Origin of the sequence: Sphingomonas jejuensis, from assembly GCF_011927695.1 — a bacterium.
Classification (GTDB): domain Bacteria; phylum Pseudomonadota; class Alphaproteobacteria; order Sphingomonadales; family Sphingomonadaceae; genus Sphingomonas_K; species Sphingomonas_K jejuensis.
Genome location: NZ_JAATJE010000001.1, coordinates 1116222 through 1140852 on the forward strand (window position 1 = coordinate 1116222; position 24631 = coordinate 1140852).

A 24631-nucleotide genomic window follows, 5' to 3' on the forward strand; every position below is an offset into this window, starting at 1 on the left:
GGCGGCACGGATCGGCCCGTGCGCGCAACCACTTGTCACGATCGGCGTGCCCCCGGATTGACCGGTCCGTCAAGCATGGACTCTAAGGATCGCATGGACGCGGGGGGACGGATCGACACGGACGCGGCGCTGAGCTTGCTCGGCTGGTGGGACGAAGCGGGCGTCGGCGCGCCGGTGTCCGAGGTGCCGCGTGACTGGCTGGCGCGCAAGGCGCCGCCGTCCGCACCTGCAGCGACAGCGGCTCCGGCGGCATCGCTGGCCGGCCTGCCTGACACCTTGCAAGACTTTGTTGAGTGGCGGCTCCGCGGTGACGACCTGCCCGACGCAGGCTGGGGATCGCCGCGTATCCGAGGCGGCAGCGAGCCTGCCGCCTTGATGGTGCTGGTGGACATGCCGGAGCCGGACGACGGCGAGCAGTTGATGGCGGGCGATGTCGGGCGGCTGTTCGACAGGATGCTGGCGGCGATCGGTCACAGTCGGGAGACCATCTGTCTGGCCGCCATCGCATGGGCGCGTCCGCCCGGCGGCGCGATCCCGCCGGCAGCGGCGGAGCGGCTCGCCGCGCTGGCACGCCACCATGTGGCCTTGGTGGCGCCGAAACGGCTGCTGCTGATGGGTCAGGCGACGAGCCGTGCGCTTCTCACGACGGAACTCAGCCAGGCGCGCGGATCGGAGGTTCCGGTTAACGTCGGTTCGGGACAATGCGAAGCGATCGTCACCTATCATCCGCGCATGCTGATGAAGACACCGGCGGCCAAGCCGGGCGCATGGCGCGACCTGCTGGCGCTGAAGAGGGGATTGGAAGCATGAAGCGCATCTGGCTGATGGCCGCGGCTGCCGCCACTGCACCGACGGCCCTGCATGCGGACGAGGGCACCGCAGCCGCCGCCACCGCCGCGAGCAGCGTTCCGGCCCGGGTGATCGCCCGCGCGGCCGACCGGCTGCCGGCATTGCTGACCCCGGCCGAGCGCGAGCGTTACAGCGCCGCCTATCGCGCCATCGACGAACAGCGCTGGGCAGAGGCGCAGGCGCTGCTCGACGGTGCGCCGGGCGGCCTGCTGACGCTGGCGGCGAAAGCGGAGCTCTACACGGCGGCCGGGTCGCCGCGGGTCGAGCTGCCGCAGCTGATGGAGGTGCTGAGCGGCGCGCCGCAGTTGCCGCAGGCGCAGCAGCTGGCGCGGCTGGCGGCGAGCCGGGGCGGCACCGCCATGCCGGCGCTGCCCGGCGAGCACAGGCTCACCTGGCTGGGCAGCGCGCCGATCCGCGCGCGTGCGACCCCGCAGCGGCTGGACGCGGCCGGCACCGCGTTGATGACGGCCATCAACCCCCTGATCGTCGACAACCGGCCGGCCGACGCGGAGGCGCTGGTCACCGCCGCGACCGGGACCGTCACGCCCGAGGCGATGACGGAGGCGCGCCAGCGGGTCGCCTGGTCCTACTACATCACCGGCGACGACCTGAACGCCCGGCGGGTGGCAAGCGGCGCGGTGAGCGGCATCGGCCGTGGCGAGTGGGCGGTGCAGGCCGACTGGGTGCTCGGCCTGGCGGCGTGGCGGCAGAACGATTGGACGGCGGCGGCGAACGCCTTCACCGCCGTATCGCGCGCCGGCGAGGATGCCGAGATGCGCGCAGCCGGCCATTACTGGGCGGCGCGGGCCGACATGGCGGGCGGCCGCCCGCAGCAGGTGGAACCGCGCCTGCGCGTTGCGGCGCAGAGCCCGGAGACCTTCTACGGCCTGATCGCCGCGCAGGCGCTCGGCATGACGCAGCTGGCGGTGGACCGCGCGCTGGAATTCGGCCAGGCCGACCGGGCGCGGCTGGAGAGCTGCATCAATTCGCGCATCGCCATCGCGCTCGTCGAGATCGGCCAGGATCGGCGCGCGGGTGCGGTGCTGCAGCACCAGGCGCGGATCGGGGCCAGCGCGGAGCATGCCTCCTTGTTGCGGCTCGCCCGGCAGCTGGATCTGGCGGAGACGCAGCTGTGGCTGGCGCACAACGGTCCGCAGGGTGCGCGTCCCGCCCTTGCCGCCCGCTATCCCGCGCCGGCCTGGACGCCGGAGGGCGGATGGCGGGTCGACCGGTCGCTGGTCTATGCCCATGCCCTGCAGGAATCGCGCTTCCGCACGGACGTGACGAGCCCGGCGGGCGCACAGGGACTGTTGCAGGTGCGGCCGGGCACCGCCGGCGACATCGCCCGCGCGCGCGGACGGACGATCGCGCCGGCGCAGCTGTTCGTGCCCGCCACCAACATGGAATATGGCCAGAGCTATATCGAGCGGCTGCGCGACATGCGCGCGACCGGCGGGCTGCTGCCCAAGGTGATCGCGGCCTACAATGCCGGCCCCGCGCCGGTGGAGACGTGGAACACGCGCAACTTCGATCGCGGCGATCCCCTGCTCTACATCGAGAGCCTGCCCTATTGGGAAACCCGCGGCTATGTGCCGATCGTGCTGCGAAATTACTGGATGTACCAGCGGCAGGCGGGCGAGGCATCGGGCAGCCTGAAGGCGATCGCCGAGGGGGCCTGGCCGCGCTTCCCGGGATCGCCGGGCGCGCAGTCGGTCAGGCTGAACCAGGGCGGACCGGCGCGGATGGCCAGTGCCGACTGAGTTCCTGCCGCTGAACATCGCCGTTCTGACGGTTTCCGACACGCGGAGCCGCGCCGACGATCGTTCGGGCGACCTGCTCGCCGGGCGGATCGAGGCCGCGGGGCACCGGATCGCCGCGCGCGATATCGTGGTGGACGACGTGGAGGCGATCGTCAGCCGGCTGAGCGGCTGGATCGCCGATGCCGGCATTGATTGCGTGATTTCCACCGGCGGCACCGGCATCACCGGGCGCGACGTGACGCCGGAGGCCTTCGCCCGCGTGTGGGAGAAGGAGATCCCCGGGTTCGGCGAGCTGTTCCGCTGGCAGAGCTATGCCAAGATCGGGACTTCGACGATCCAGTCGCGCGCCTGCGCCGGAACCGCGGCATCGACGCTGCTGTTCGCCCTGCCGGGATCGCCCGGGGCAGTGGGCGACGCATGGGACGGGATCCTCGCCGACCAGCTCGACAGCCGGCATCGCCCCTGCAACTTCGCCACGTTGCTGCCACGCCTCACGGAGCGCTGATCCGGACCGGAAGTTAACCTGTTCTTCGCCGGTCGTGTCGCAAAGCCTTGATTCAGGGTCCCCGAACAAGGCGTTTGGCAACAGTGCTAGCGGCATTGCAGATGAATCTTCGGCCGCGCGAGGCCAGGCGCAAGGTGCTGATCCCGTCGCGGATGCGGCTGGGGGCGGACTGGGTGGATGTATGCATCCACAACATGTCATCGTTCGGCATGCTGGTCGGCGGCGATGATGCGCCGGCCGCCGGCAGCTATGTCGACATCCGGCGCGGCACCCATGTCATCATCGGCCGCGTCGTGTGGCGCAAGGACCGCTTCTTCGGCGTCCGCACGCAGGATCGGCTGGACATCGATTCGATCGTCAACGAGCCGCGGCTCGCCAAGCGCCCGCAGGCGCAGCAGACACCGGCCGAGCGCCGGACCCAGTCGCGCCTGCTGGCCGAAGCGGTGATCGCCGACCGGGTCGAGAAAAGCCGGAAGCTGTCGTCTGCGCTGCAATTCGGGCTGATGGTGCTGGCGGGACTTGCCGTGTCCGCAATCGCCGCGACGGAGGTGTACGAGGTGCTCGCCAAGCCGTTCGCGTCGGTCGGCAGCGCGATCGGCGGCGGAGACCGCTGAAGGCCCGTTATTCGGCCTTCTGTTCGACCTGCAGCAGTTCGTGCCGGCGCAGCGCGTGGCGCAGCTGATCATAGGTGAGCGCCAGCGCCTTTGCCGTCATGCGCTGATTGTAACGACAGTCGCGCAGCGCGTTTTCGAGCAGCTGCCGCTCATAGGCAGCCGTGGCGGCGCGAAAGTCCGTGCAGGGTTCGGCCGGTGGCATGACGATGGTCACCGGCAGGTCGGCCTCAGGCGCCCTTGCCTCGACCTTGGGACGCGCGCCCTCCCCGACCGGCTGCCAGGGTGAGGCGAAGGGATCGAAGTCGATGTCCCCGATCGCCGTCTCCGGATCGTCCCAGCGGTAGACCGCGCGTTCGACGACGTTGCGGAGCTCCCGGACATTGCCGGGCCAGGAATAATGGCGCAGCGCCTCGGCCGCGTCGGCCGAAAAGCCGGGCCAGTGCGGCCAGCCGAGCTCCGACGCCATGCGTCGGCCGAAATAGTCGGCGAGCACGGGAACGTCACCATCGCGCGCACGAAGTGGCGGAAGCGTCAACACCTCGAACGACAGGCGGTCCAGCAGGTCGGCGCGAAAGCGACCGCGATCAACCATCTGGGGCAGATTTTCGTTGGTGGCGGCGACGATGCGCACGTCCACACGGATCTGCCGGTTGGAGCCGATGCGCGTGACCTCACCATATTCGATCGCGCGCAGCAGCCTTTCCTGTGCACCGGACGACAGCGTGCCGAGCTCATCAAGGAACAGCGTACCGCCGTCGGCTTCCTCGAACCGGCCCGGGCGAGCGCGCGATGCGCCGGTAAAGGCGCCGGCCTCGTGACCGAACAGCTCCGCCTCGATGAGCGTTTCGGGCAGCGCCGCGCAATTCATGACGACAAGCGGGCCTGACCAGCGCGCACTAAGCCGGTGGAGGCGTTCGGCGACGAGCTCCTTGCCCGTGCCACGCTCACCGATGACCAGAACCGGGCGGTTCAGCGCGGCCGCGCGGCTGACCCGCTCGATCGTGTCGAGAAAGGCGGTGGATTGCCCGATCGACTGGTTCTCGCGGTCCATGACCCGCATTTTGGCGTACAATCCCAAGCCTTGGCAATAACCGTCATGCCGGAGTGCGCGTCGCGCCATTAAGGACGCTGAAAGTCTTGGGTTTTCCGATTTGGCACGGTTTCTGCAAAGCATGTTGCAACAGCCGATCCAGGGAGATGACCGATGACCAGCACGACCAGCAAGACCCTTCCCGCCCTTCTCTGCACGATCGTGTTCAGCGCCACCTGCGTGCTGAGCGCCGTCGGACCGGCGATTACGGGCGGGTCGACGTCGGCCGCGCCGGCCACGCAGCTGGCGGTTCCGACCGCTTCGGCGATGCTCGCATGAACGAGCTGAGCCGCGCTAGGGTGACGCCTCACCCGCTTCAGTCCTTGTTTCAGGAGTTCGCATCCATGGGCATCTTTTCCCGCACCCGGGACATCATCGCCGCCAATGTCACCGACCTGCTGGATCGCGCGGACGATCCGGCGAAGATGATCCGCATGATCATCCTGGAGATGGAGGAAACGCTGGTGGAGGTGCGCGCATCCGCCGCCCGCACCATCGCCGACCAGAAGGAGATGCGGCGCCACATCGACAAGCTGCGCGACATGCAGTCCAACTGGCAGGAGAAGGCCGAGCTCGCCCTGTCGAAGGGGCGCGAGGACCTGGCCAAGGCGGCGCTGATCGAGAAGCAGAAGGCGACCGACATGATCGGCCGGCTGGAAGCCGAGGTCGCGCAGTATGAGGACGTGCTGCGCGGGTCGGAAGGCGACATCGCCAAGCTGCAGTCGAAGCTGCGCGAGGCGCGGACCCGCCAGGCCGCGATCAACCAGCGGCTGGAGACGGCGGAGAACCGCTTCAAGATGCGGTCGATCTATGCCGGTCCGCGCATCGACGAGGCCTTTTCCAAGTTCGAGACGCTGGAGCGCCGGGCCGACCTGGCCGAAGGGCGCGCCGAGGCGGCCGCCTTTGGTGCGGCACCCAAGAGCCTGGAGGAGGAGATTTCCGAGCTCCGTTCCGCCGAAGCGGTCGATGCCGAGCTGGCCGCGCTGAAGGCGCGCCTGGGCAAGGAGGACTGAGGCCATGGAAGACATCCTGGTCCCGATCTTCGTCTGCGGCTTCCTGTTCATCGGCGTGCCGTGGCTGATCCTCCATTATGTCTCGTCCTGGAAGAAGATGGGCGGCGGCATCACACGCGAAGACGAGCAGCTGCTCGACGACCTGCACGAGATGGCGCGCCGGCTGGACGACCGGATGAACACGATCGAGCGCATCTTCGCCGCCGAGAACCCGGACTGGAAGCCGAGCGCGCCGCGCCTGAGCGCCCGCGACGACGAAGACCGCTTCATCGGACAGAATTTCGACCGTGGAGAGCGCCGCGAACCAATCGACTGGCGCCGCCAGGGCTGACCACATCAACAGGGGAGAGTTGAGATGAATCCGCGCCGAACCAAATATTACCTCGATAAGCAGAACGCCAAGTGGAAGGGCGTGTGCGCCGGCATCGCAGATTATACCGGCGTCGACGTGACGCTGGTGCGGGTCGCGACCGTGGTGCTGACGCTGCTCTCGTTCGGCGGCGGGCTTCCCTGGGGACTGGTCGCCTATGTGCTGACCGCCTGGATCGCCGACAACAAGCCCATCGGGCTCTACCAGTCGGACGAGGACCGGCGTTTCTGGCAGGGCGTGCGGCAATCGCCGCAGCGGTCCACCCGCGAGGTCAGCTCCCGCTTCCGCGAGCTCGACCGGCGGCTGGCGGACATGGAAGCCCATGTCACGAGCCGCAACACCCGGCTTGCCGACGAGATCGACAGCCTTCGCTGAGGCAGACCGGCCGGACGGGGCCCTGCGCGCCCCGCCGGCCAAGACAGGGAGATGATCATGGACTTTCCATTCGGAGCCTTCGCCCCCGTCGCGGCGATCGTCGGCCTGGCCGCCATCGTTGGATGGGTGTTCACCACCTGGATGCGCGTGAAGAACGGCTATCCGCTGGATGGCGCCTGGGGGCAGGCCGTGTACCCGAAGAAGGACGAGGAAACGGCCGAGCGCGTGAAGCTGATCACGCAGGAGAACGCCCAGCTGCGCGCCGAGCTTGGCTCGATCAAGGACCGGCTCGCCAATGTCGAGCGCATCGTCACCGACGGATCGCACAGGCTTGATCAGGAGATCGAGATGCTGCGTGGCCGCGCCAACTAAGGAGAAGCACCGATGAGCCCCGTGATGATCCCGATCCTGGCGCTGATGATCCCCATCGTGGCGATCGTGGCCGGCGCCGTGTTCAAGCCGTGGCTGGCCCACAAGGAACGCCAGCTCGAGCTCCAGTCGAACATGGCCGCGGAAAAGGCCGCGCAATATGCGGCGCAGACCGAGCGGCTGGAACAGCGCGTCCGCGTGCTGGAGCGCATCGTGACGGACAAGGGCCTGCCCCTGGCCGACGAGATCGAGCGGCTGCGCGACACGCCGCCGCTGAACTGAAGGGGGAAGCGCCATGGGTTTCGGAGAGACGCTGGTCGCGATCGTGATGATCATCGCAATCGCGATCAGCAGCACGGTGCGATCCGGGCAGAAGGCGCACCGTCGCGGTGCCGCGCCGGGCGACATGCCGCGGATCGAGGATGCGGAGTTCCGCGCCCTGAAGGAGCGGGTCGCCGTTCTGGAACGGCTGGCGACCGATGACACGCGGCGGCTGGATCATGAGATCGAGCGGCTTCGCGACCGCGATCTTGCCTGAGGAAGGTGGAGCGATGACCGAGCTGACGATGCAATTGCTGGTGGCGGCGTCGGGCGTGCTGGGCGTGATCGTGGTCGCGCTCGCCACGCTGGCGGGATGGCGGCAGTGGCTGGCGCTGAAGCGCGACGAACTTGCGGCGGCGCGGCCCGCGCCCGATCGGCACGGCAGCGTCGGCGAGCGCATCGAGATCGCCGACCTGCGCGAGCGGGTGCGGCGGCTGGAGGCGATCGCGGCCGGGGTGGACCTCTGACGCCGGCGCCCTAAATGGCGGCGATGCATCAGACGCTCCCCGATATCCTCGACGACTACCAGTTGCTGGAGCCCGATGACCGGTACCGCCTGCTGATCGACCTGGGCCGGGAACTGGAGCCGATGCCGGAGGCGCTGAAGACCGATGCCACGCTGGTGCGCGGCTGTTCAGCGTCCGTATGGGTCTATCCCCTGCCCGGCGACGACGGCCGGTTGCGGTTCCTGGCCGACAGCAACGCCGCCATCACCAAGGGGATCATCGCCCTGGTGCTGCGCGCGGTGGACGGGCGGTCTGCCAAGGACATCCTTGCCACCGATATCGCCGGAGAACTGGCGCCGTTCGATCTGTCCCGTCAGCTGAGCAGCAACCGGACCCAGGGCATTCCGAACATGATCGCGCTGATCCGCGAAACGGCGGCGCGTTACGCCTGAGGCGTCGACGCTGCGGCATCCAGGCCGTTCAGCAGCGCATCGGTATCGCCGCCCGCCTGCACGACATGCCACCGGCCGGGGGTGCGGCTGTCCACCACGGCTACCGCTCGCTTCGGGCAGATCTTCAGGCAGTCGACCTCGACCACGCCCAGGCGCGCCTTGCGGCCCTTGCCGACCCGCGCCCTGAGGCGCTTGGCGAGCCGTTCGTCGCGGTCCGGCCCGAAGCCGCCATCCAGCTTCTTCGAGCATTTGCGGCAGACGAGGATCGCGCCCTGCCAGTTCGACCGCACCCGCTTTGTCATGCGGCGCGGCGATCCTCCGCCTGACGCAGCACCTCATAGGCGGTCTGGACCGCGCGGAAGCGCTGGGCCGCCGCCCCGTCGCCCGGCTTCACGTCCGGATGATTGGCCTTGGCAAGCCGGCGCCACGCCGCCTTCACATCATCGAAGCCGGCGTCGACCTCCAACTCCAGGACCTCAAGCGCGCGCATCTCGTCGCGGCTGCGGGTGCCGTCGCCCGCCCCGCCCCACTGATAATGACGGGCCTGCCCGAATGCCGAGCCGTCGCGACGTTCGTCCGCCTCGCGCGCGGCGGCTTCCTCCGCCGTCAGCCCCTCGAAATAATTCCAGTTGCGGTTGTACTCGGCCGCATGCGCCTCGCAGAACATCCAGCGTTCGGGGCTGTTGGGCGACTTTGGCGCGGGACGATCGCCGGGCTGGTCGCAGCCGTGGCGGTCGCACATGCGCACAGGCTTTGCCTGCCGTTCGGACCCGTAGGCGCGCCAGCGTGGAAAGCCCCAGTCGTTCGATCGTGTCGGTCGCGCCATCGGGTCCGAGATAGGAAGATCGTTCAGCGGAGCAAGCCGAACGGCACCACCTTGTTGTCGGCATCATGGCCGATGTCGGCCCGGCCGAGATAGGGGATACCCGCAGCCGCGCACCAGTGGCGGGTCACCGCCTGCTCGTCCGCACCGAAATCGGGATCGTTGGGCGGTATGTCGCTGATCCGGCCGAGCCGCAGGCCCCGCAGGCCCGCAAGCACGCCGGCGGCATGGAGTTGCCCGAAGATCCGGTCGATGCGGTAGATCGGCTCTGCAATCTCCTCGATCAGGAGCTCTGCTCCCCACATGTCGGGGAGGTAGGGCGTCCCGACGAGATGCCCGAGGATCGTGAGGTTGAAGGCGAAGGCGGGACCGCCCAGCGTCGGCTCGCACGCGGACGCCGCGTCGTCGACCAGAAAGTCGAGCGCGCGGTCGATCGCGGCATTGCCTCCGACCCGGCGGATGTCGGCAACCATGGGACCATGAGCAACACGGGCACCGGCGCGGTGAAGGGCGGCGAGCAGCGTGCCCGTGTCGCTGTACCCCAGCCAGCGCTTGGCGACGGCCGCCGGACCAAGCCGGGGAAGCACGGCCGGCATCAGCCTGATCGAGCCGTAGCCGCCGCGTGCGAACCAGATGGCATCGATCGCGGGATCGTTGGCCACCGCGACCAGCGCGTCGGCGCGCGCAGCGTCCGGACCGGCAAAATGCCCGTCCGACAGAAAGCATTGAGGATGGAACAGGAGCTCCGCCCGGTCACTGGCCTGCTGCCGCACGCGATCGGCGGAGGCGGGATCGATCCCCCGCGCGGGCGCCACGATCCCGATCCTCATCGCCGGCTTGCTCCCTTGCGCCCAAAGCCCGATAGCCGCGGGCGATGAGCGCCCCACGATCCTATTTCTTCTGCGGCATCGGCGGGAGCGGCATGATGCCGCTTGCCGCCATCGTCAAGGCATCGGGCGCTGCCGTCGCCGGGTCCGACCGGTCGCTCGACGCCGGGCGGACACCGGCCAAATTCGATCATCTGACGGCGCAGGGCGTTCGCCTGTTCCCGCAGGACGGAAGCGGCGTGACGTCTCCGGACATGGTGCTGGTCGCGTCGGCCGCGATCGAGGACAGCGTTCCCGATGTGGCGGCCGCCCGGCAGCTCGGTTGCCGGCGGATCAGCCGCGCCGGGCTGCTGGCCGAGCTGTTCAACGCGGCCTCCGCGCGGGTGGCGGTTGGCGGTACCAGCGGCAAGTCGACCGTGACGGGCATGATCGGATGGATCCTGCACGCGACCGGGCGGCACCCGACCATCATGAACGGCGCGGTCATGACCAATTTCGCGAGCGCGGACGCGCCTTTCGCGAGCGCGCTGGTCGGGCCGCCGGGAGGCCCCTTCGTCAGCGAGGTCGACGAAAGCGACGGGTCGATTGCACTCTACGAGCCGACCGTCGCCGTGCTGAACAACATTTCGCTCGACCACAAGCCGATGGACGAGCTGCACCATTTGTTCGCCCAGTTCGTCGGGCGCGCCGCGGTGGCCGTCATCAATCTCGACGACGCGGAGGCGGCGATCGTGGCACGGGAGGCGGCCCACCACCGGCTGATCGGCTTCGGCATCGAGCAGGAGGGCGCCGCAATCGTCGGCCACGACCTGATCGAGACACCGGCGGGGGTGCGCTTTGCCGTGACGGACCGCACGACGGGCGAGACCTGCCCGGTCGCCTTGCAGCTGATCGGTCGGCACAATGCATCGAACGCTTTGGCCGCCATCGCGGCAGCGCGAGGATTGGGGATCGCGCTGTCCGAGGCCGCCGACGCGCTTGGCGGGTTCACCGGATTGAAGCGGCGGCTGGAGGTGGTGGGAACGGCCGGCGGCGTAACAGTGATGGACGATTTCGGGCACAATCCGGACAAGGTGGCGGCGACGCTGTCGGCGCTGCACGCCTTTCCGGGACGGCTGCTGCTGTTCTTCCAGCCCCATGGCTATGGCCCGCTGAAGCAGATGGGCCGGGAGCTTGCTGCGTCCTTCGCATCCGCGATGGGGCGTGACGACCGCCTGCTCGTCAGCGATCCGGCCTATTTCGGTGGAACCACCGATCGGTCGGTCGGCAGCGACGATCTGGTGGCGAGGATCAGCGCGGAGGGCGGAAGCGCGGAGCATATCGCAGAGCGCGACGCCTGTGCGCGGCGGCTGGTGGAACTGGCCGCGCCCGGCGATCGCATCGTGGTGATGGGCGCGCGAGACGACAGCCTGTCGACGTTTGCGGCTGAACTTGTGGACATGCTGAGCCGCGTCAAGCCCGTGCCAGAGGGTCTGTAAGCCGGGTTCTGTCCGCCCCCGAAGGGACTGGGCGACCATTCCTCTAGGACGACGCTCGCGCGTCGCCTCAAGCAACCAACCCGGGCGGCGGGCCGGAACATGCCCCGGGCCCTTGAAGACCCATGCCGCCCCTATTCGGTCTTGCTCCCGGTGGGGTTTACCGTGCCACCGACGTTGCCGCCGGCGCGGTGCGCTCTTGCCGCACCCTTTCACGCTCGCGTGGCCGAAGCCGTCGCAGTCTTCTCTCTGTTGCACTGTCCCTGAGGCAGCGGTCGCCCCCTGCCCCGCCGGGCGTTACCCGGCACCGTCGTTTCCGTGGAGCCCGGACTTTCCTCCCGCACGCGAACGTGCCGGCGGCCGCCCGACCCTCTGGCCGGCCCGCCTTAGTCGTCGCCCTGCGGGCGTGGCAAGAGCAGCGCGAGGAGGATGGCGCGACACTCACCGTCGACCTCTCCATCGATCAGCTCCGGCCGGAAACGACGTTGGAAGGCGCAGATGGCCGCAAAGCTGTCGGTAACGTCGTAGCCGAAGCGTTCGAGGGCGAGGCAGAAGCCGGCCTGCGACCAGCCCGGATCGACGAGGTTCCGGGTCGGTCTGGGCAAGGCGAGGCGCAGGCGCGCAAGCCGGTGCCACGGAAACAGCTCGCCCGGGTCGCGCTTGCGCGCAGGGGCGATATCCGAATGGCCGACGACGTTGCCGCGCGTGATTTCGTACCGGTCCTTGATGGTCGAGACGAGGCGCACGACCGCGTTGATCTGCACTTCCGGAAAGTCGCGGTAGCCATGTTCGTGGCCGGGATTGACGATCTCAATCCCAACCGAGCAGCCGTTGACGTCGGTGATGCCGCGCCAATGGGAGACACCCGCGTGCCAGGCGCGGCGATCCTCCGGCACCAGGCGGTGAATGGTGCCATCCTCATCGACGAGGTAATGCGCTGAGACCTTCGCCTCCGGATCGCGGAGCCGGTCGAGCGCCGCCTGTGCGCTTTCCATGCCGGTATAGTGGAGGACGATCAGGCTGATCGGCGCGGTGCGCTGATCATGGTTGGGCGACGGACTGTCGATCATCGTGTCGCGCCCTTCCACAATCGCTCGCGTGCTTCGCTGAGCCTGGCCGACCGGATGGTCACCACCGCGACACCCGTCAAGGCAATGACGCCGCCGAGGATCATCAACGGTGTCAGCGGGGTTCCGAAGAACAGGCTTGCGGCGACCACGGAGACGATCGGCGCGCCAAGGGTGAGCGGCACCACGCTGCTGACCGGATGGCGCTGAAGCAGCCAGGACATGGCGCCCTGCCCGAGCACGGTCGAGCCGATCGCGGAGAACGCGACCCAGCCGAGGCTGGACAGCGGAACGTCGCCGAGGCCGGCGAGCGCCGCGGATTCGAACAGGAGCGCGATCGGCAGCAGGACGACCGATCCCATCAGCCCGATCCAGGCATAGATGGTGAGCACGGGAACGCCCACCAGACGCCGCTGCAGCAGGGAGCAGATTGCCCAGATGAAGCTGCCGATCGCGGTGAGACCGATGCCGGGAAGCTCTCGCCCGGCCGCCGGATCGAACACGAGCAGCCCGACACCCGCCATCGCCAGCAGGATGCCGCCGATGCGGATATAATGGATCCGTTCCCTGAGGAAGATCACGGCCAGGATCATCGAGAAGGGCACGCCGAGCTGCCCGGCGATCGCGAGCGCGGAGACGTTGTTCGCGACGGCGAGCGACAGGTTGATCGCGACGTAGAACAGGCCGCCCGACAGGATGCCAAGGAGGACCAGCGGTCCCATGCGGCCGGGCACGATGCGCAGCCCGTGCCAGCAGACGAGAAGCACGATGACCTGGCGAAGGAAGGCCGCCGTGAAGGGTGAAAGCGCTTCCACCGCCAGCTTCACGGCGATGATGTTGAAGCCCCACAGCACGCACATGGCAGCCGCGATGGCGAAGTCGCGCGGGCCGAGCCCGGAGGACGCCCGAACGTTCATCGTGCCGTCCTTGGCCGCTCCGCCGGTGCGGAGCAAGCCACGTTCAGGCCGCGCGCATCCTTGCAGCGCCTGCCGCTGGGCGGAACAAGCCGCGGGCGTCGGGATCGGCGGCGAAGGCGTCGGTGTGGCCGGTCACCGTCTCACCCGCGCCGAGGACCAGAAAGCCGTCTGGCGCGAGCGCGGCGGCGATCCGCTGGAACGCCTGCCGCCGGCGTTCCGGGGTCAGGTACAGGAGGACGTTGCGGCAGAACACCAGGTCGAACGGACCCGACGGTGCCGGATCGAGGATGTTGTGGACTGAAAAGCGGGCGCGGCGTCCGATCTCCCGCTTCACCCGCCAATCGTCGCGGTCCGGATCGAACCAACGGATCATCTGGGTGACGGGAAGCCCGCGCTGGATCTCGAACGACGAATAGACGCCCTGCTCCGCCCGGCGGATGCAACTGGGCGACACGTCCGTGCCGATGAGATCGATGGTCCAGCCGGCCCAGCGCCCCTCCGCTTCCGCAAAGATCATCGCGAGCGAGTAGACCTCCTGCCCCGTGGAGCACCCCGCGCTCCAGATCCGCAGGCGGCGGGAGCCGGCGCGCGCGCCGTGCAGCGCATGGAGGGCGGCGACATCGACCTGGCGGAAGACCGGCGCGTCGCGGAAAAAGAAGGTTTCGTGATTGAGCAGCTGGTCGATCACCTCGGCCTGGAGCGCGGGATCGTGTCCTTCCACCAGTCGCGCGACCAGGCCGGTGACCCCGTCCAGCCCGCGATCCCGGATGATCGGCCCCAGCGCCGCGTCGATCCGCCAGCTGCGGTTCTCGGCCAGCTGCTGCCCCGTTGCGCGCTCCAGCAGACCCGCGAGGTAGCGGGCGCCCGGTTCGTCCAGGCTCATGCCGCGCTTCCGCGTCGGCCGAGCAGCTCGGCAATCTGCCGGGGACGAAGCACGGCGGCGGCATGACCGGCCCCGGCGATCGACCCGGGCATGCCCCAGACCACGGAGCTTTCCCGGTCCTGGACGATGAGGTCGCCGCCCTGCGCGACGAAGCCGGGCGCGGCCTCGCTGCCGTCGCGGCCCATTCCGGTCAACACCACGCCAACGGCTCCTGATTCGAAGGTTTCGCCCACCGTGCGCAACATCGGATCGACGGAGGGCAGGCAGCCGCTGGAAACGCGCTGCCGCTCGATGACGACGCGGACCTCGCTCCCGGCACGGCGAACGCACAGATGCCCCTCGCCAGGCGCCACGAGGATGGTGCCGGGCTTCAGCGCCTCACCCTCCGCGGCGACCCTGGTGGGCCGGCCGGCGATCTCCTCGATCTGCGCGGCGAAGAAGGGCATGAACACGGCGGGCAGGTGCTGCGTGATGAGGATGGGCGCGCGGAAGCTTGCCGGGAGCGCACGGAACAGGTCGGAGAGCGCGCGCAGGCCGCCCGTGGAGGCACCGATGGCGAGGCAGGCGACCGGCGCCGTGCCGAGCGGACGCAGGGCCGGAGGCGGTTGGGTCGAAGGCGACGGCGCGGCCGCATGACGCGGTCCGGCAGCGTGGCCGATCTTGAGCAGGCGATCGACAAGCGTCTCGGCAAAGCGCGAGGCGGATGCGCCGACGCCTGGCTTCGCCAGCGTGTCCGTCGCACCGAGTGTCAGCGCGCGCATGGTTGCGGCCGCCCCGTCCGCCGCAGAGGACGCGACGATGAGGACATGGGCGCCCGCGCTTGCCTCCAGGATCTGCGGCAGCGCCGTAAGCCCGTCGACCCCGGGCATCTCGATGTCGAGAAGGATGGTGTCGACCTGGTTGGTGGCGAGAAAGGCAAGAGCGGGGTCGACGCCCGCCACGGCAGCGACCACCTCGAACTGGGGATGGAGGGAGATGGTGCGCGTCAGGATGGCACGCGCCACGGCCGAGTCGTCGACCACGAGCAGGCGGATTGGGCGATCCGCGCTGCCCGTGCCGCGATCCGCGGCCGGCCGTGACTGCGTGGACGCCGCCATCAGATCAGCAGACGCCGACGATCTGGAGCTTGCTGGCGAGGGTGTCACGATCGAACGGCTTCATGACATATTCGTCGGCGCCCGCCTCGATCGCCGCCTTGATGTGCGCGATGCCGTTTTCGGTCGTGCAGAACACGACCTTGGGGCGCGGTGCGACGGCGGCGTCGCCAAGGGCGCGCAGGAATTCCATGCCGCTCATCACCGGCATGTTCCAGTCGAGAAGAACGACGTCGGGCGACGTCTGCTGGCAATGCTGAAGCGCCTCGGCACCGTCGCCGGCTTCCGAGACCTGGAAGTTCAGGGTTTCCAGAATGTGGCGGGCGACCTTGCGGATCACCTTGGAGTCATCAACGACGAGGCAGGTTTTCATGTGTTCGGTTCCGGACCCTGTTCTTATGGGGCAGACGCTAACGTGGAAAAGTAAATGCCGTCTCAAGCCGCGAGCGCGTCCGGCCCGGCGATGAGCCGGGACGGGTCGATCAGCAGCAAGGTCTCCTCACCAAAGTCGATCATGCCGACCGCGACCTTGTCCCAGCCGGCATCGAGGCGGGTGCGGACGGGGCGGACATCGTCTTCGATGACGCATGCATCGTCGATGGCGGAGACGAGCAGGCCATAATGGTGGCCGTCGATGGCCACCACGACGCCGCGGGTGGAGCGACGCGCGGGTGCAGGGAGGCCGAGCGCCCGATCGCAGCAGATGATGGTGAGCACACGGCTGCGCAGCGCAGCAAGGCCCGCGACGTGGGCCGGCGCGCGCGGCACGGGGGTGACCTCCCCGATATCCACCACGCTGTCGATGGCGGACGCGCGGATCGCGACAGGCTGACCCGCGATGGTGGCGATGAGGTAAAGGCGATCCATCATGCCGCCCTCCTCGCGGTCCGTTCCAAGGCATCCAGCACGGCCAGACGATCGTAGCGGTAGACGCCGTCGTCGCCCTTCAGCGGACGATCCGGCAGCAGCCGCAGGACGGATGCGCCCGCGGCGCCCTCGACCGGTGCCGAGCTGTCGCCGACGATCAGCACGTCCGCCGCGGCACCCGCCGCATCATCGGCGAAGGCCACGCGGTAGCCGGCCGCCTGCACGAGCGGGTGCAGGATCTCCCGCATCCACGGGTCGTCCGCGTCCGCGATCAGGCAGAGCGGACCGTCCGCGGACACCGATCGATCCTCGTTCGCGCGCGAAAACAGGTAGAGCGGATCGAGCAGTTCGACCTGTACACCGTCAACCAGCAGGACGCCGGCGAAGCGTTCATCGCGGCTGGGCGCATCGGGACGGACCGGCGCCGCGATGATGTCGATCACATCGTCGATCGCGTAGGCGAGCTCCACCGCGCCGTCGTTCAGGCGGATGATCTTGATGTCGGCGGTTTCGGGCGTCCGATCCAGACCGAGCAGCGGGAGGATGCGGCCGTCGACAGCGATCCGCATGCACCCGCCGGAATGCGAAACCTGCGCGCTCGCAAGATCCTCGATGCGTTCGACAAGCGCCAGCCGGATGGCGCGGCGGTGGCCGCCCGCGTCCCGGAACAGAAGCGTCGAGACGAGATCCTGGCGCTCCACCTCGACTGGAGCCGGCGCCGCCGAGACGCTTGCGAGATCGTCTTCCGCGATCCCGGCGACATCGGCGATGCCCGCGACATCCAGCAACAGCATCGGCACGCCGCTGTCGGGGAGCGACTTGCCCGCATAGACGCCGGCCGACATGATCGCGGGCGAGGCCGGCTTGATGACCAGCTCCTCATGATCGTGCACGGCGCCGACGCCGAGCGCATAGGTGCAACCGAAGCCTGCGCGAAGGACCACGAGGGTCCGACCACGTTGTGCGATGTCGCCGGGCAGGCCCAGCACAGTTTCGAGGTTCACGAGCGGCAGTGTCCGTCCGCGGATGGTGGCGACGCTCGAGCCGCCGAGATGATCAATGCGGATCGCACCGCCGCCGTCATGGCAGATTTCCTCGATCGCCGAGCGCGGGATGGCGAAACCCTGATCCCCTGCGGTGACCGTCAGCGCCGCGATGATGGTGAGCGTAAGCGGCACCCGGATCAGCAGCTTAAGCCCCTGCCCCGGCCTGTTTTCCAGATCGATAACGCCGCCGATCCGTTCGATGTTCGCGCGGACCACGTCCATACCGACACCGCGGCCCGAGATGGCGCTGACCGCGTCCGCGGTGCTGAGCCCGGGGGAAAAGATGAGGGCGGCGCGCTCGTCCGACGACATGCTGTCTCCGGTGTCGGCCCGGATCACGCCTGCGGCGACCGCGCGCGCGACCAGCTTCTTGTCGTCGATGCCGCGGCCGTCATCGACGATCTCGATGACGATCTGGTTGCCGGATTGTCGGGCGGTGACCTGCAGCCGGCCGGCAGCAGGCTTGCCTGCGGCCGCACGGGCGGCGGGCAGCTCGATCCCATGATCCACCGCGTTGCGGATGATGTGGGTCAAAGGATCCCGGATCAGCTCGATCATCTCGCGATCGAGCTCCACATCGCTGCCGTCGATCTCGAGGTCGACCTGCTTGCCGAGATCGGCCGACAGGTCGCGCACCATGCGCGGCAAGGCGCTGAACAGCTTTTCGATGCGCTGCATGCGGGTGCGGGTGATCGAGTCGCGCATCTCCGCAACGCAGGTGGACAGGCGCTCGAAAGCCGCCTCCATCCCGGGCTCGTCAATGTGGCGAAGCCGGCGGGCGAGCTCGTTGCGAGCAAGGACCGTGTCGGACACCCCGCTCATCAACCGGTCCAGAAGATCGAGCGGAATGCGAATCGAGCGGACGGGCGCACGCACCTGATGGACCTGCTGCGGCACCGCCACCACCTGGGTGCGGGCGACAGTTTCCGCCCGGAGCGCGGCGATCAGATGCTCGTCATCGCCCGGGACGGTTTCGCCCGCCTCAAGCGCCTCCGTGAGCTCCCCGATCCGATCGATGACGGCGAGGACGGCGCTGACAAGCTGGACGTCCGGCTGGCGAACACCTTCGCGAAGTTCGGCCAGCACGTCCTCTGCCGCGTGGCTGAGCTTTTCGAAGCGCGGAAGATCAAGGAAGCCGCAGCTGCCCTTCACCGTGTGAACGAAGCGGAAGATCGAATCGAGTCGCGCACGATCGGTCGGATCGGCCTCCCATGCGATCACCTCGCCGGTCAGCGCCTCAAGGGTTTCACGCGTTTCCGCGATGAATTCGCTCAGCAGGTCGTCCATCGATCACTCGCAGCAGGATCCTGCCGCGGTGATGACGCCAGCATCTTAAAAGCGCGTTTACGAGACGATCAGGCCGGCTGATCCTGCCTGCAGTTCGGGCAGAGGCGGTGCCCGACGGATCGTTCAAAGGGGCATCGGTGGCGCGCCATGCTCCGGTCGACACCAAGCCAAGCCATGATCCAGCGCATCAATTCCACCCGATCCTACCGACGCCGGATCGATAGTCGATGGCGTCGTCAGGTCGCGGGAAGACCAGTCCGTTCCGGTGGAAACCGGGTCAGCGCCGCTCGTGCAGAACGGTCGCGCCGAACATCAGCACCGGTTCGCCCGGCGGCGACACGATGACGGAGCCGCCGCTTTCAACCGCGATGCGGTGGATGAGCCAGGCGGCTGCGGCGCGCGGCGTGAGCGAGGCGGCATCCGTGTTCCCTTCGAGCGCCGCCCGCAGCTCCGGATCGAGCAGGAGCCGCGGACCTTCGGCGCGGACCACGATCTCGGTCCCTTCGGGCGTTGCTTCCGCTCCGATGTCGAGCTGCCCGCCGCGGACCAGCGCATCCCCGGCGATGAGCGACAGGTTGAGGAGAAGCTTGATCGCGGTCCGCCCGAGCGTGGGTTCTTCGACCAGCCAGCCGATCCGGGTCCGCCCCCCTTCCCCGAACAGTCCCTCGATAGCTGTCCGCGCCTCACGCGTGTCGATGCGCTCGCCAAAGCCGCCGGCGGCGCCGAACGCCAGGCGGAAGAACTTCAGCTTGTTGGCAGACGCGCGCGCGCTTTCGCTAAGCAAATCGAGGCAGCGGGCGCGCATGTCCGGGTCATGCTCGTCGGCGAGCAGCTCGAGCCCGTTGTTGATGGCACCAACCGGGCTCAACAGATCATGGCAAAGCCGGGAGCACAGGAGGCTGGCGAACTCGACCGGATCGATCGAGACTTGGCTGTTCATGTGGCGGGACTGTCCTTGTTCGGGACGCCCTTCTGACGAGGCGCCGGACCGCTGGCAAGGCCGGGGCGCACAGAGCGGACGGTCAAGATCATGCCGTGACGCGGAGCAACAACGCTTCGAACGCACCTGCGACAGGTCCGCCGGCAGTCGCACGGAACAGGTTGGCCTCTTCCCCCGCGACGATCAGCCAGAGCTGGCCGTCGCCCCCTGCCGAGAGGGCGTCGCGGGTCGAGGGCCATGCGCGGCCGGTCGGATGGGAATGATAGTGGCCGATCACCTGCGGACCGCCCCCGCGGGCGGCGCGATGAGCGGCAACGAGCATGGCGGGATCGATCTCAAAGCTGTTCGCAGGCGTCGCAGCGACATTGGGCGCGGATGCGACATGATCGATCATCCCCTCCCGGCCGAACAGAAGCCCGCATCGCTCCAGCGCGGGCGTTGCAGCGCAATCCGCGACCAGTGCAGCGAGCAGCCCGCTTGAAATGGAGACCGCGGCGACCATCTTCATTCGAGATGGACCGGGGGGCCACCAGCTTGCAAGCCGTGTTGACGGATGATGTCGCCGGGCAGCGGCTCGACAAGGCGCTGGCCACCATCCTTCCTGATTTTTCCCGAGAGCGGATCAAGGCGCTGATCGGTGACGGCCGGGTGACAGGCGCGAGCGGCGTCGTTCGCGATGGATCGGCCAAGGCGGTTGCGGGCGCCTCCTACCACATCGAGGTCCCGCCCCCTGCCCCGGCGGCAGCGGGGGCGCAGCCGATCGCGCTCGATATCGTCCATGAGGATCAGGACCTGATCGTCGTCAACAAGCCGGCGGGTCTGGTGGTGCACCCTGCCGCCGGCAACCCGGATGGAACGCTGGTCAACGCGCTGCTCCACCACTGCGCCGGCGCGCTTTCGGGGATCGGCGGGGTTGCCCGCCCCGGCATCGTCCATCGCATCGACAAGGAAACATCCGGCCTGCTTGTCGTGGCGAAGAACGACCGGGCGCATGAAGGCCTGGCACGGCAGTTTGCCGCGCACAGCATCGACCGGCGCTATGTCGCCGGCGTGTCCGGCATGCCGCGGGCGCCGATGGGCATCGTGGACGCGCCGCTCGGCAGGAGCGAACGGGATCGCAAGAAGATGGCGATCGTGGCCGAGGGGCACGGTCGGCGCGCCGTCACCCACTGGCGGGTCACGGACATGCTGAAGGGCGGCGCGATCGTGGAGTGCCGCCTGGAGACGGGACGAACCCACCAGGTGCGGGTGCACATGGCGTCGATCGGTCATGCGCTGATCGGCGATCCGGTCTATGGCCGCACCCGATCCGATCACAGTGATCTTTTGAAGCGTTTGGACTTCCGGCGGCAGGCGTTGCACGCTCAGCGCCTTGGGTTCGTTCATCCGACGACCGGGCACGATCTGTCGTTCGAGAGCGTGATCCCGGCTGACATGCAGGAACTGTTCACAGCACTTCGAGTATAGTTTTCCAGGCTTGGAACGGCGCGCGGCGCGGTTCGGCTTCTATCAAGGGAGTTTCAGATCAGATGGCTAATGCAGGCAACCTGCCCGCGACCATCCCGGCGCTGGGCGGCGAGGCGAGCCTCAACCGCTACCTCTCCGAGATCAAGAAATTTCCGCTGTTGACGCCCGAGCAGGAATATATGCTCGCCAAGCGGTTCAGCGAGCATGGCGACCCGGAGGCGGCGGCGCAGCTGGTAACGTCGCACCTGCGGCTCGTGGCGAAGATCGCCATGGGTTACCGCGGCTACGGGCTTCCGGTCAGCGAGCTGATCTCCGAAGGCAATATCGGCCTGATGCAGGGCGTGAAGAAGTTCGAGCCGGACCGGGGTTTCCGCCTTGCGACCTACGCGATGTGGTGGATCCGAGCCTCCATCCAGGAATTCATCCTGCGCAGCTGGAGCCTGGTGAAGATGGGTACCACGGCCGCGCAGAAGAAGCTGTTCTTCAACCTGCGCCGCATGAAATCCCGTCTCGATGCGTTCGAGGACGGCGATCTGAAGCCCGCCGACGTGACCAAGATCGCAACCGACCTCGGCGTCAGCGAGGACGATGTCGTCTCCATGAACCGCCGCATGGCCATGGGCGGCGACACATCGCTCAACGTGTCGATGAACGAGGACGGCGAGGGCCAGTGGCAGGACTGGCTGCAGGACACGGGCCCGCTGCAGGACCAGATCATCGCGGAAGATGAAGAGAAGACCGTTCGGCACGACCTGCTGGTGGAGGCGCTGGACGACCTCAACGACCGTGAAAAGCACATCCTGCAGGAGCGGCGGCTGTCCGAGGATCCAAAAACGCTGGAGGAGCTGAGCCAGGTCTACGGCGTCAGCCGCGAACGCGTCCGCCAGATCGAGGTGCGGGCATTCGAGAAGCTGCAGCGCGCGATGTTGCGGCTGGCGGGTGACCGCCGGCTGCTTCCGGCCTGATCATCGGCACCGGCGGCGGTCAGTGAGCCGCCGTCTCGTAGAGCTGGAAGGTGCGGATCGCCCCGGCGACCGCATCCTTCGTGGCATCCGGACCAAGAGCCGCGATCGTCGTATCGATGGCCGCGACCATCGCGCGCCATTCGCCCGGGAGATGCCCGGCGGACAGATAGGCGCTTGGAAGGTCCGGTCGCACCTGGCGCGACAGCATGACACCGCCCAGCCGCGACCCTTCGGTGACGTAGAGCATGCCGAGCGCCTCCGCGAGCCCGGCGGCGGGCGCAAGCGGCAGCGGCGCTGGCATCGGCGTCCCGAGCGCGGACAGATCGGCAGACAGGGCATCGGTGCGCGACCGCCAGGCAGGAAGCCCCGGCACGCTCTCCAGCACTCGCTCGGCCGCCGGAAGAGCAAGGGCATGAGCCCGCAACAGGCGTGCATAGCTGTCGGTATCAGTCAGCGAATAACGGCCGAAGACACCGTCGACACGCTCGTGCATTTCGGCGGTTTCGGCGCGCAGAAAGCTTATCATTTCAATCCCGAACCGGTGCCTAATCCAATTGGAGGGTGAGCCCGCCCCCTTGCCTTCGACAATGATGCGCGACATGCCATCCGCCAAGCAAGGAGCTTGATGTGAAGCGTAACGATCCTCCTGTGTCCGGCGATCCGCTGGCGGACGGCACCGACCCATCCTCACTGGGGCCGGACGTCGCCGCGTGCGATCGGGAGCCGATCCACAGGCCTGGCTCGATCCAGCCTCATGGGCTGCTGCTGATCGCGGATCCGGCCGACCTGACGGTGGTCGGCGGTGCGGGAGACATCGAGGGCGTTATCGCGCCGGAGTGGATCGGCCTAACGGTGGATGCGCTGCTCGGCCAGGACGTGCGCGGGCGGATCGAGTCCGCCGATCTTCTGGACGGGACGACGCTGGCGCTCGATCCCTACAGCCATGCCGGCCAAGATTATTCGGTGCTGGCGCACCGCACCGAGGGTGCCGTGCTGATCGAGCTCGAGCCGGACGAGGGCAGCTGGACGGCATCGCGGCTGCTGACCGCACTGGACGCAGTCACCACCGCCTTCGAGCGCGCGGCCGACCTGCAGTCGCTGTGCAACGCCGCCGCGACCGCGTTTCGCGAGCTGATCGGCTATGATCGCGTGATGATCTACCGCTTCCTGGACGACGATGCCGGGGTCGTGGTGGCGGAAAGCCGGTCGGCCGAGATCGGCAGCTTCATGAACCACCACTTCCCTGCCTCGGACATCCCGAAGCAGGCGCGCGCGCTCTACATCCAGAACCGGGTGCGCGTGATCCCGGATGTCGGTTACACGCCGCAACCGCTGCGACCCGATGGGCGGTTCGCGGATCAGGACCTGAGCTGTGTCGGGCTGCGCAGCGTGTCGCCGGTGCACGTCCAGTACCTGAAGAACATGGGCGTGGGCGCGTCGGCGTCGATTTCCATCGTCAAGGACGGGGTGCTGTGGGGCCTGATCGCGTGCCACAACAGCACGCCGCGCACGATCTCACACGGGGTGCGGACCACGGCCCGTGCGCTCGCGAGCGGTTTCGCCCGGCAGGTGCGCGCCAAGGAGGATGCGGAGAACTACCGCGAGCGGATTCGCCTGCGCGGGTCCGAGGACGCGGCGGTGGCAAAGCTGGGCAACGGCGTGGGGATCGACGACTTCTTCACGACGTCCAGCGAGGACCTTCGGCGCATGATGGGCGCCGACGGCTTTGCGGTGCTGCAAGGCACCGATCTGGTCACGACCGGTCACCTTCCCGCGGAGGACCAAGTGCGCGAGATCGGGATGCGCTTTTCCCAGCGCGCGCTGGGCCAGCCGGTGGCAACCGCAGCGCTGGAAACGATCTTCCCGCCAGCATCGCGCTTCCGCGAGCAGGCCAGCGGGCTCCTGGCGGTGACGATGTCGACCGAGGAGCCAATCATCCTGATGTGGTTTCGTGTGGAACAAATCGAGGTGGTCAACTGGGCCGGCAACCCGCACAAGGCGGTGGACCTGAAGCCGGGGGAGACGCTGAGCCCGCGCGCCTCGTTCGAGGCCTGGAGCGAGGCCGTTCGCGGCCGCAGCCGCGCATGGACGCTGGCGGAGATCGAGGCCGCGACCCGGCTTCGGCGGACCCTGTTCGAGGCACGCCAGACCCGCCGGCTGCGCGAACTGAACCGGGAACTGAGCGCGACCATCGTCGACAAGGAAGCGCTGCTGGTCCAGAAGGACTACCTGATGCGGGAGGTGAACCACAGGGTTCAGAACAGCCTGCAGCTGGTCGGCTCGTTCCTGTCCATGCAGGGACGCGCGGGCGGCGATGCGCAGCTGTCCGCCAGCCTTGGCGAGGCCCAGCGGCGCCTGTCGGCGGTCGCGCTGGTGCACCGCCGGCTCTATGCCGACGACCGCATCGAGGCGGTGGACCTGGCCCGCTATGTCGAGGAGCTGGCGGAGGAGATCACCGAGTCCATGGATCCGGCCTGGAAGGCAATGATCCGGCTAGACCTGGCGCCCATCCTGATCTCCACGGACCGGGCGGTGAATGTCGGCCTTATCCTGACCGAGCTGGTGATCAACGCGAACAAATATGCCTATGCCGGTGCGCCGGGACCGATCTCGATCTCGCTGGAGCAGATCCGCAACCGTTTCCGCCTGATCGTGGCCGACCAGGGGGCCGGCAAGACCAAGGCGGGCAGCGGCTTCGGAACCCGGATGCTGAGCGCGATGGTGGCGCGTCTCGACGGCACCATCGAGGAGCAGGAAGCACGCCCTGGTCTGCGGGTGGTTCTGACGGCGCCTTTGCAGGACAGCTGAT

The 24631-nt window shown here is 68.3% G+C and carries 30 protein-coding genes, 1 other RNA gene and 1 pseudogene; 17 read left to right on the forward strand and 15 right to left on the reverse strand.

From position 1 onward, the window contains the following. Positions 1-93: 93 nt before the first annotated feature. The 4 genes from GGR88_RS05645 (at position 94) to GGR88_RS05660 (ending at position 3728) form a co-directional block, all read left to right on the forward strand. A complete protein-coding gene (locus GGR88_RS05645; protein ID WP_167953609.1) occupies positions 94-810 on the forward strand; it encodes a uracil-DNA glycosylase family protein in 717 nt (238 codons plus the stop codon). Further along, the gene (locus tag GGR88_RS05650; protein WP_167953610.1) at positions 807-2609 is read left to right on the forward strand and encodes a lytic transglycosylase domain-containing protein; all 1803 of its coding nucleotides are present in this window, start codon (positions 807-809) and stop codon (positions 2607-2609) included. Before GGR88_RS05645 ends, GGR88_RS05650 begins: the two co-directional genes overlap by 4 nt. Then, the gene (gene moaB / locus GGR88_RS05655; protein ID WP_167953611.1) at positions 2599-3114 is read left to right on the forward strand and encodes a molybdenum cofactor biosynthesis protein B; all 516 of its coding nucleotides are present in this window, start codon (positions 2599-2601) and stop codon (positions 3112-3114) included. The genes GGR88_RS05650 and moaB overlap by 11 nt, the downstream gene beginning before the upstream one ends. 101 nt (positions 3115-3215) lie before the next feature. After that, on the forward strand, positions 3216-3728 hold the full coding sequence (locus GGR88_RS05660; protein WP_209023194.1) for a PilZ domain-containing protein: 513 nt from the start codon (positions 3216-3218) through the stop codon (positions 3726-3728). A 7-nt stretch (positions 3729-3735) separates the two neighbouring features. On the opposite strand, the gene pspF is transcribed toward GGR88_RS05660, so the two are convergent. After that, positions 3736-4779, reverse strand: coding sequence for a phage shock protein operon transcriptional activator (pspF, locus tag GGR88_RS05665; protein ID WP_167953613.1), 1044 nt, complete (start codon positions 4777-4779; stop codon positions 3736-3738). Between the two features lie 153 nt (positions 4780-4932). On the opposite strand from pspF, the gene GGR88_RS05670 reads away from it, so the two are divergent. The 9 genes from GGR88_RS05670 (at position 4933) to GGR88_RS05710 (ending at position 8164) form a co-directional block, all read left to right on the forward strand. After that, positions 4933-5097: a hypothetical protein gene (locus GGR88_RS05670; protein ID WP_167953614.1), complete on the forward strand. Its 165-nt coding sequence runs from the start codon at positions 4933-4935 to the stop codon at positions 5095-5097. A 65-nt stretch (positions 5098-5162) separates the two neighbouring features. After that, positions 5163-5831 carry a phage shock protein PspA gene (pspA, locus tag GGR88_RS05675; protein WP_167953615.1) on the forward strand — a complete coding sequence of 223 codons (669 nt, stop codon included), beginning with the start codon at positions 5163-5165 and terminating at the stop codon, positions 5829-5831. A 4-nt stretch (positions 5832-5835) separates the two neighbouring features. Then, positions 5836-6162, forward strand: coding sequence for an envelope stress response membrane protein PspB (pspB, locus tag GGR88_RS05680; protein ID WP_167953616.1), 327 nt, complete (start codon positions 5836-5838; stop codon positions 6160-6162). A gap of 24 nt (positions 6163-6186) precedes the next feature. Continuing rightward, positions 6187-6576, forward strand: a complete 390-nt coding sequence (pspC, locus tag GGR88_RS05685; protein ID WP_167953617.1) for an envelope stress response membrane protein PspC — start codon at positions 6187-6189, stop codon at positions 6574-6576. A 57-nt stretch (positions 6577-6633) separates the two neighbouring features. Next, the gene (locus GGR88_RS05690) at positions 6634-6948 is read left to right on the forward strand and encodes a hypothetical protein (RefSeq protein WP_245196446.1); all 315 of its coding nucleotides are present in this window, start codon (positions 6634-6636) and stop codon (positions 6946-6948) included. Between the two features lie 12 nt (positions 6949-6960). After that, positions 6961-7227 (forward strand): hypothetical protein, encoded by a 267-nt coding sequence (locus tag GGR88_RS05695; protein WP_167953619.1) that lies wholly within the window; start codon positions 6961-6963, stop codon positions 7225-7227. 13 nt (positions 7228-7240) lie between these two features. Then, a complete protein-coding gene (locus GGR88_RS05700; RefSeq protein ID WP_167953620.1) occupies positions 7241-7483 on the forward strand; it encodes a type II toxin-antitoxin system PemK/MazF family toxin in 243 nt (80 codons plus the stop codon). A 13-nt stretch (positions 7484-7496) separates the two neighbouring features. Continuing rightward, positions 7497-7733 (forward strand): hypothetical protein, encoded by a 237-nt coding sequence (locus GGR88_RS05705; RefSeq protein WP_167953621.1) that lies wholly within the window; start codon positions 7497-7499, stop codon positions 7731-7733. Positions 7734-7747: 14 nt separating this feature from the next. Next, complete coding sequence (locus tag GGR88_RS05710; RefSeq protein ID WP_245196447.1) at positions 7748-8164, forward strand: SufE family protein; 417 nt, start codon at positions 7748-7750, stop codon at positions 8162-8164. On the opposite strand, the gene GGR88_RS05715 is transcribed toward GGR88_RS05710, so the two are convergent. From GGR88_RS05715 to GGR88_RS05725, 3 genes are read right to left on the reverse strand one after another with little or no spacing between them, the layout of a single operon-like run. Then, positions 8155-8466, reverse strand: a complete 312-nt coding sequence (locus GGR88_RS05715; RefSeq protein WP_167953622.1) for a (2Fe-2S) ferredoxin domain-containing protein — start codon at positions 8464-8466, stop codon at positions 8155-8157. The two genes, GGR88_RS05710 and GGR88_RS05715, sit on opposite strands and share 10 nt — an antisense overlap. Continuing rightward, positions 8463-8990, reverse strand: a complete 528-nt coding sequence (locus tag GGR88_RS05720; protein WP_167953623.1) for a J domain-containing protein — start codon at positions 8988-8990, stop codon at positions 8463-8465. The genes GGR88_RS05715 and GGR88_RS05720 overlap by 4 nt, the downstream gene beginning before the upstream one ends. Before the next feature lie 23 nt (positions 8991-9013). Further along, positions 9014-9817, reverse strand: coding sequence for an LD-carboxypeptidase (locus tag GGR88_RS05725; protein WP_167953624.1), 804 nt, complete (start codon positions 9815-9817; stop codon positions 9014-9016). 95 nt (positions 9818-9912) lie between these two features. Here GGR88_RS05725 and GGR88_RS05730 point away from each other — a divergent pair. Next, a pseudogene (locus GGR88_RS05730) lies at positions 9913-11154 on the forward strand (Mur ligase family protein); the annotation flags it as partial. Between the two features lie 119 nt (positions 11155-11273). On the opposite strand, the gene rnpB reads toward GGR88_RS05730, so the two are convergent. From rnpB to GGR88_RS05780, 10 genes are all read right to left on the reverse strand, one after another. Then, an RNA gene (rnpB, locus tag GGR88_RS05735) (RNase P RNA component class A) lies at positions 11274-11665 on the reverse strand. Between the two features lie 10 nt (positions 11666-11675). After that, positions 11676-12359, reverse strand: coding sequence for an N-acetylmuramoyl-L-alanine amidase (locus tag GGR88_RS05740; protein ID WP_167953625.1), 684 nt, complete (start codon positions 12357-12359; stop codon positions 11676-11678). Continuing rightward, a complete protein-coding gene (locus GGR88_RS05745) occupies positions 12356-13273 on the reverse strand; it encodes a DMT family transporter (protein WP_167953626.1) in 918 nt (305 codons plus the stop codon). Before GGR88_RS05745 ends, GGR88_RS05740 begins: the two co-directional genes overlap by 4 nt. A gap of 43 nt (positions 13274-13316) precedes the next feature. Then, the gene (locus GGR88_RS05750; protein WP_167953627.1) at positions 13317-14156 is read right to left on the reverse strand and encodes a CheR family methyltransferase; all 840 of its coding nucleotides are present in this window, start codon (positions 14154-14156) and stop codon (positions 13317-13319) included. Further along, positions 14153-15253, reverse strand: a complete 1101-nt coding sequence (gene cheB, locus GGR88_RS05755; RefSeq protein WP_167953628.1) for a chemotaxis-specific protein-glutamate methyltransferase CheB — start codon at positions 15251-15253, stop codon at positions 14153-14155. The genes GGR88_RS05750 and cheB overlap by 4 nt, the downstream gene beginning before the upstream one ends. A 4-nt stretch (positions 15254-15257) precedes the next feature. Continuing rightward, the gene (locus tag GGR88_RS05760; protein WP_167953629.1) at positions 15258-15623 is read right to left on the reverse strand and encodes a response regulator; all 366 of its coding nucleotides are present in this window, start codon (positions 15621-15623) and stop codon (positions 15258-15260) included. Between the two features lie 62 nt (positions 15624-15685). Continuing rightward, complete coding sequence (locus GGR88_RS05765) at positions 15686-16120, reverse strand: chemotaxis protein CheW (RefSeq protein WP_245196448.1); 435 nt, start codon at positions 16118-16120, stop codon at positions 15686-15688. Continuing rightward, positions 16117-18450, reverse strand: a complete 2334-nt coding sequence (locus GGR88_RS05770; RefSeq protein WP_167953630.1) for a chemotaxis protein CheW — start codon at positions 18448-18450, stop codon at positions 16117-16119. The genes GGR88_RS05765 and GGR88_RS05770 overlap by 4 nt, the downstream gene beginning before the upstream one ends. A gap of 277 nt (positions 18451-18727) precedes the next feature. Beyond that, the gene (locus GGR88_RS05775; protein WP_167953631.1) at positions 18728-19390 is read right to left on the reverse strand and encodes a histidine phosphotransferase family protein; all 663 of its coding nucleotides are present in this window, start codon (positions 19388-19390) and stop codon (positions 18728-18730) included. An 88-nt stretch (positions 19391-19478) separates the two neighbouring features. Then, the gene (locus tag GGR88_RS05780) at positions 19479-19898 is read right to left on the reverse strand and encodes a M67 family metallopeptidase (RefSeq protein WP_342449727.1); all 420 of its coding nucleotides are present in this window, start codon (positions 19896-19898) and stop codon (positions 19479-19481) included. 5 nt (positions 19899-19903) lie between these two features. Between GGR88_RS05780 and GGR88_RS05785 the strand changes: the two genes are divergently transcribed. After that, on the forward strand, positions 19904-20857 hold the full coding sequence (locus GGR88_RS05785) for an RluA family pseudouridine synthase (RefSeq protein WP_167953632.1): 954 nt from the start codon (positions 19904-19906) through the stop codon (positions 20855-20857). Positions 20858-20919: 62 nt separating this feature from the next. Beyond that, positions 20920-21822: an RNA polymerase sigma factor RpoH gene (gene rpoH / locus GGR88_RS05790; RefSeq protein ID WP_167953633.1), complete on the forward strand. Its 903-nt coding sequence runs from the start codon at positions 20920-20922 to the stop codon at positions 21820-21822. Between the two features lie 19 nt (positions 21823-21841). Here the strand turns inward: rpoH and GGR88_RS05795 are convergent, their stop codons facing one another. Further along, on the reverse strand, positions 21842-22348 hold the full coding sequence (locus GGR88_RS05795) for a biliverdin-producing heme oxygenase (protein ID WP_167953634.1): 507 nt from the start codon (positions 22346-22348) through the stop codon (positions 21842-21844). A 101-nt stretch (positions 22349-22449) separates the two neighbouring features. Between GGR88_RS05795 and GGR88_RS05800 the strand changes: the two genes are divergently transcribed. Next, positions 22450-24630, forward strand: a complete 2181-nt coding sequence (locus GGR88_RS05800; RefSeq protein ID WP_342449728.1) for a histidine kinase dimerization/phosphoacceptor domain -containing protein — start codon at positions 22450-22452, stop codon at positions 24628-24630. The last annotated feature ends 1 nt before the right edge of the window (position 24631 follow it).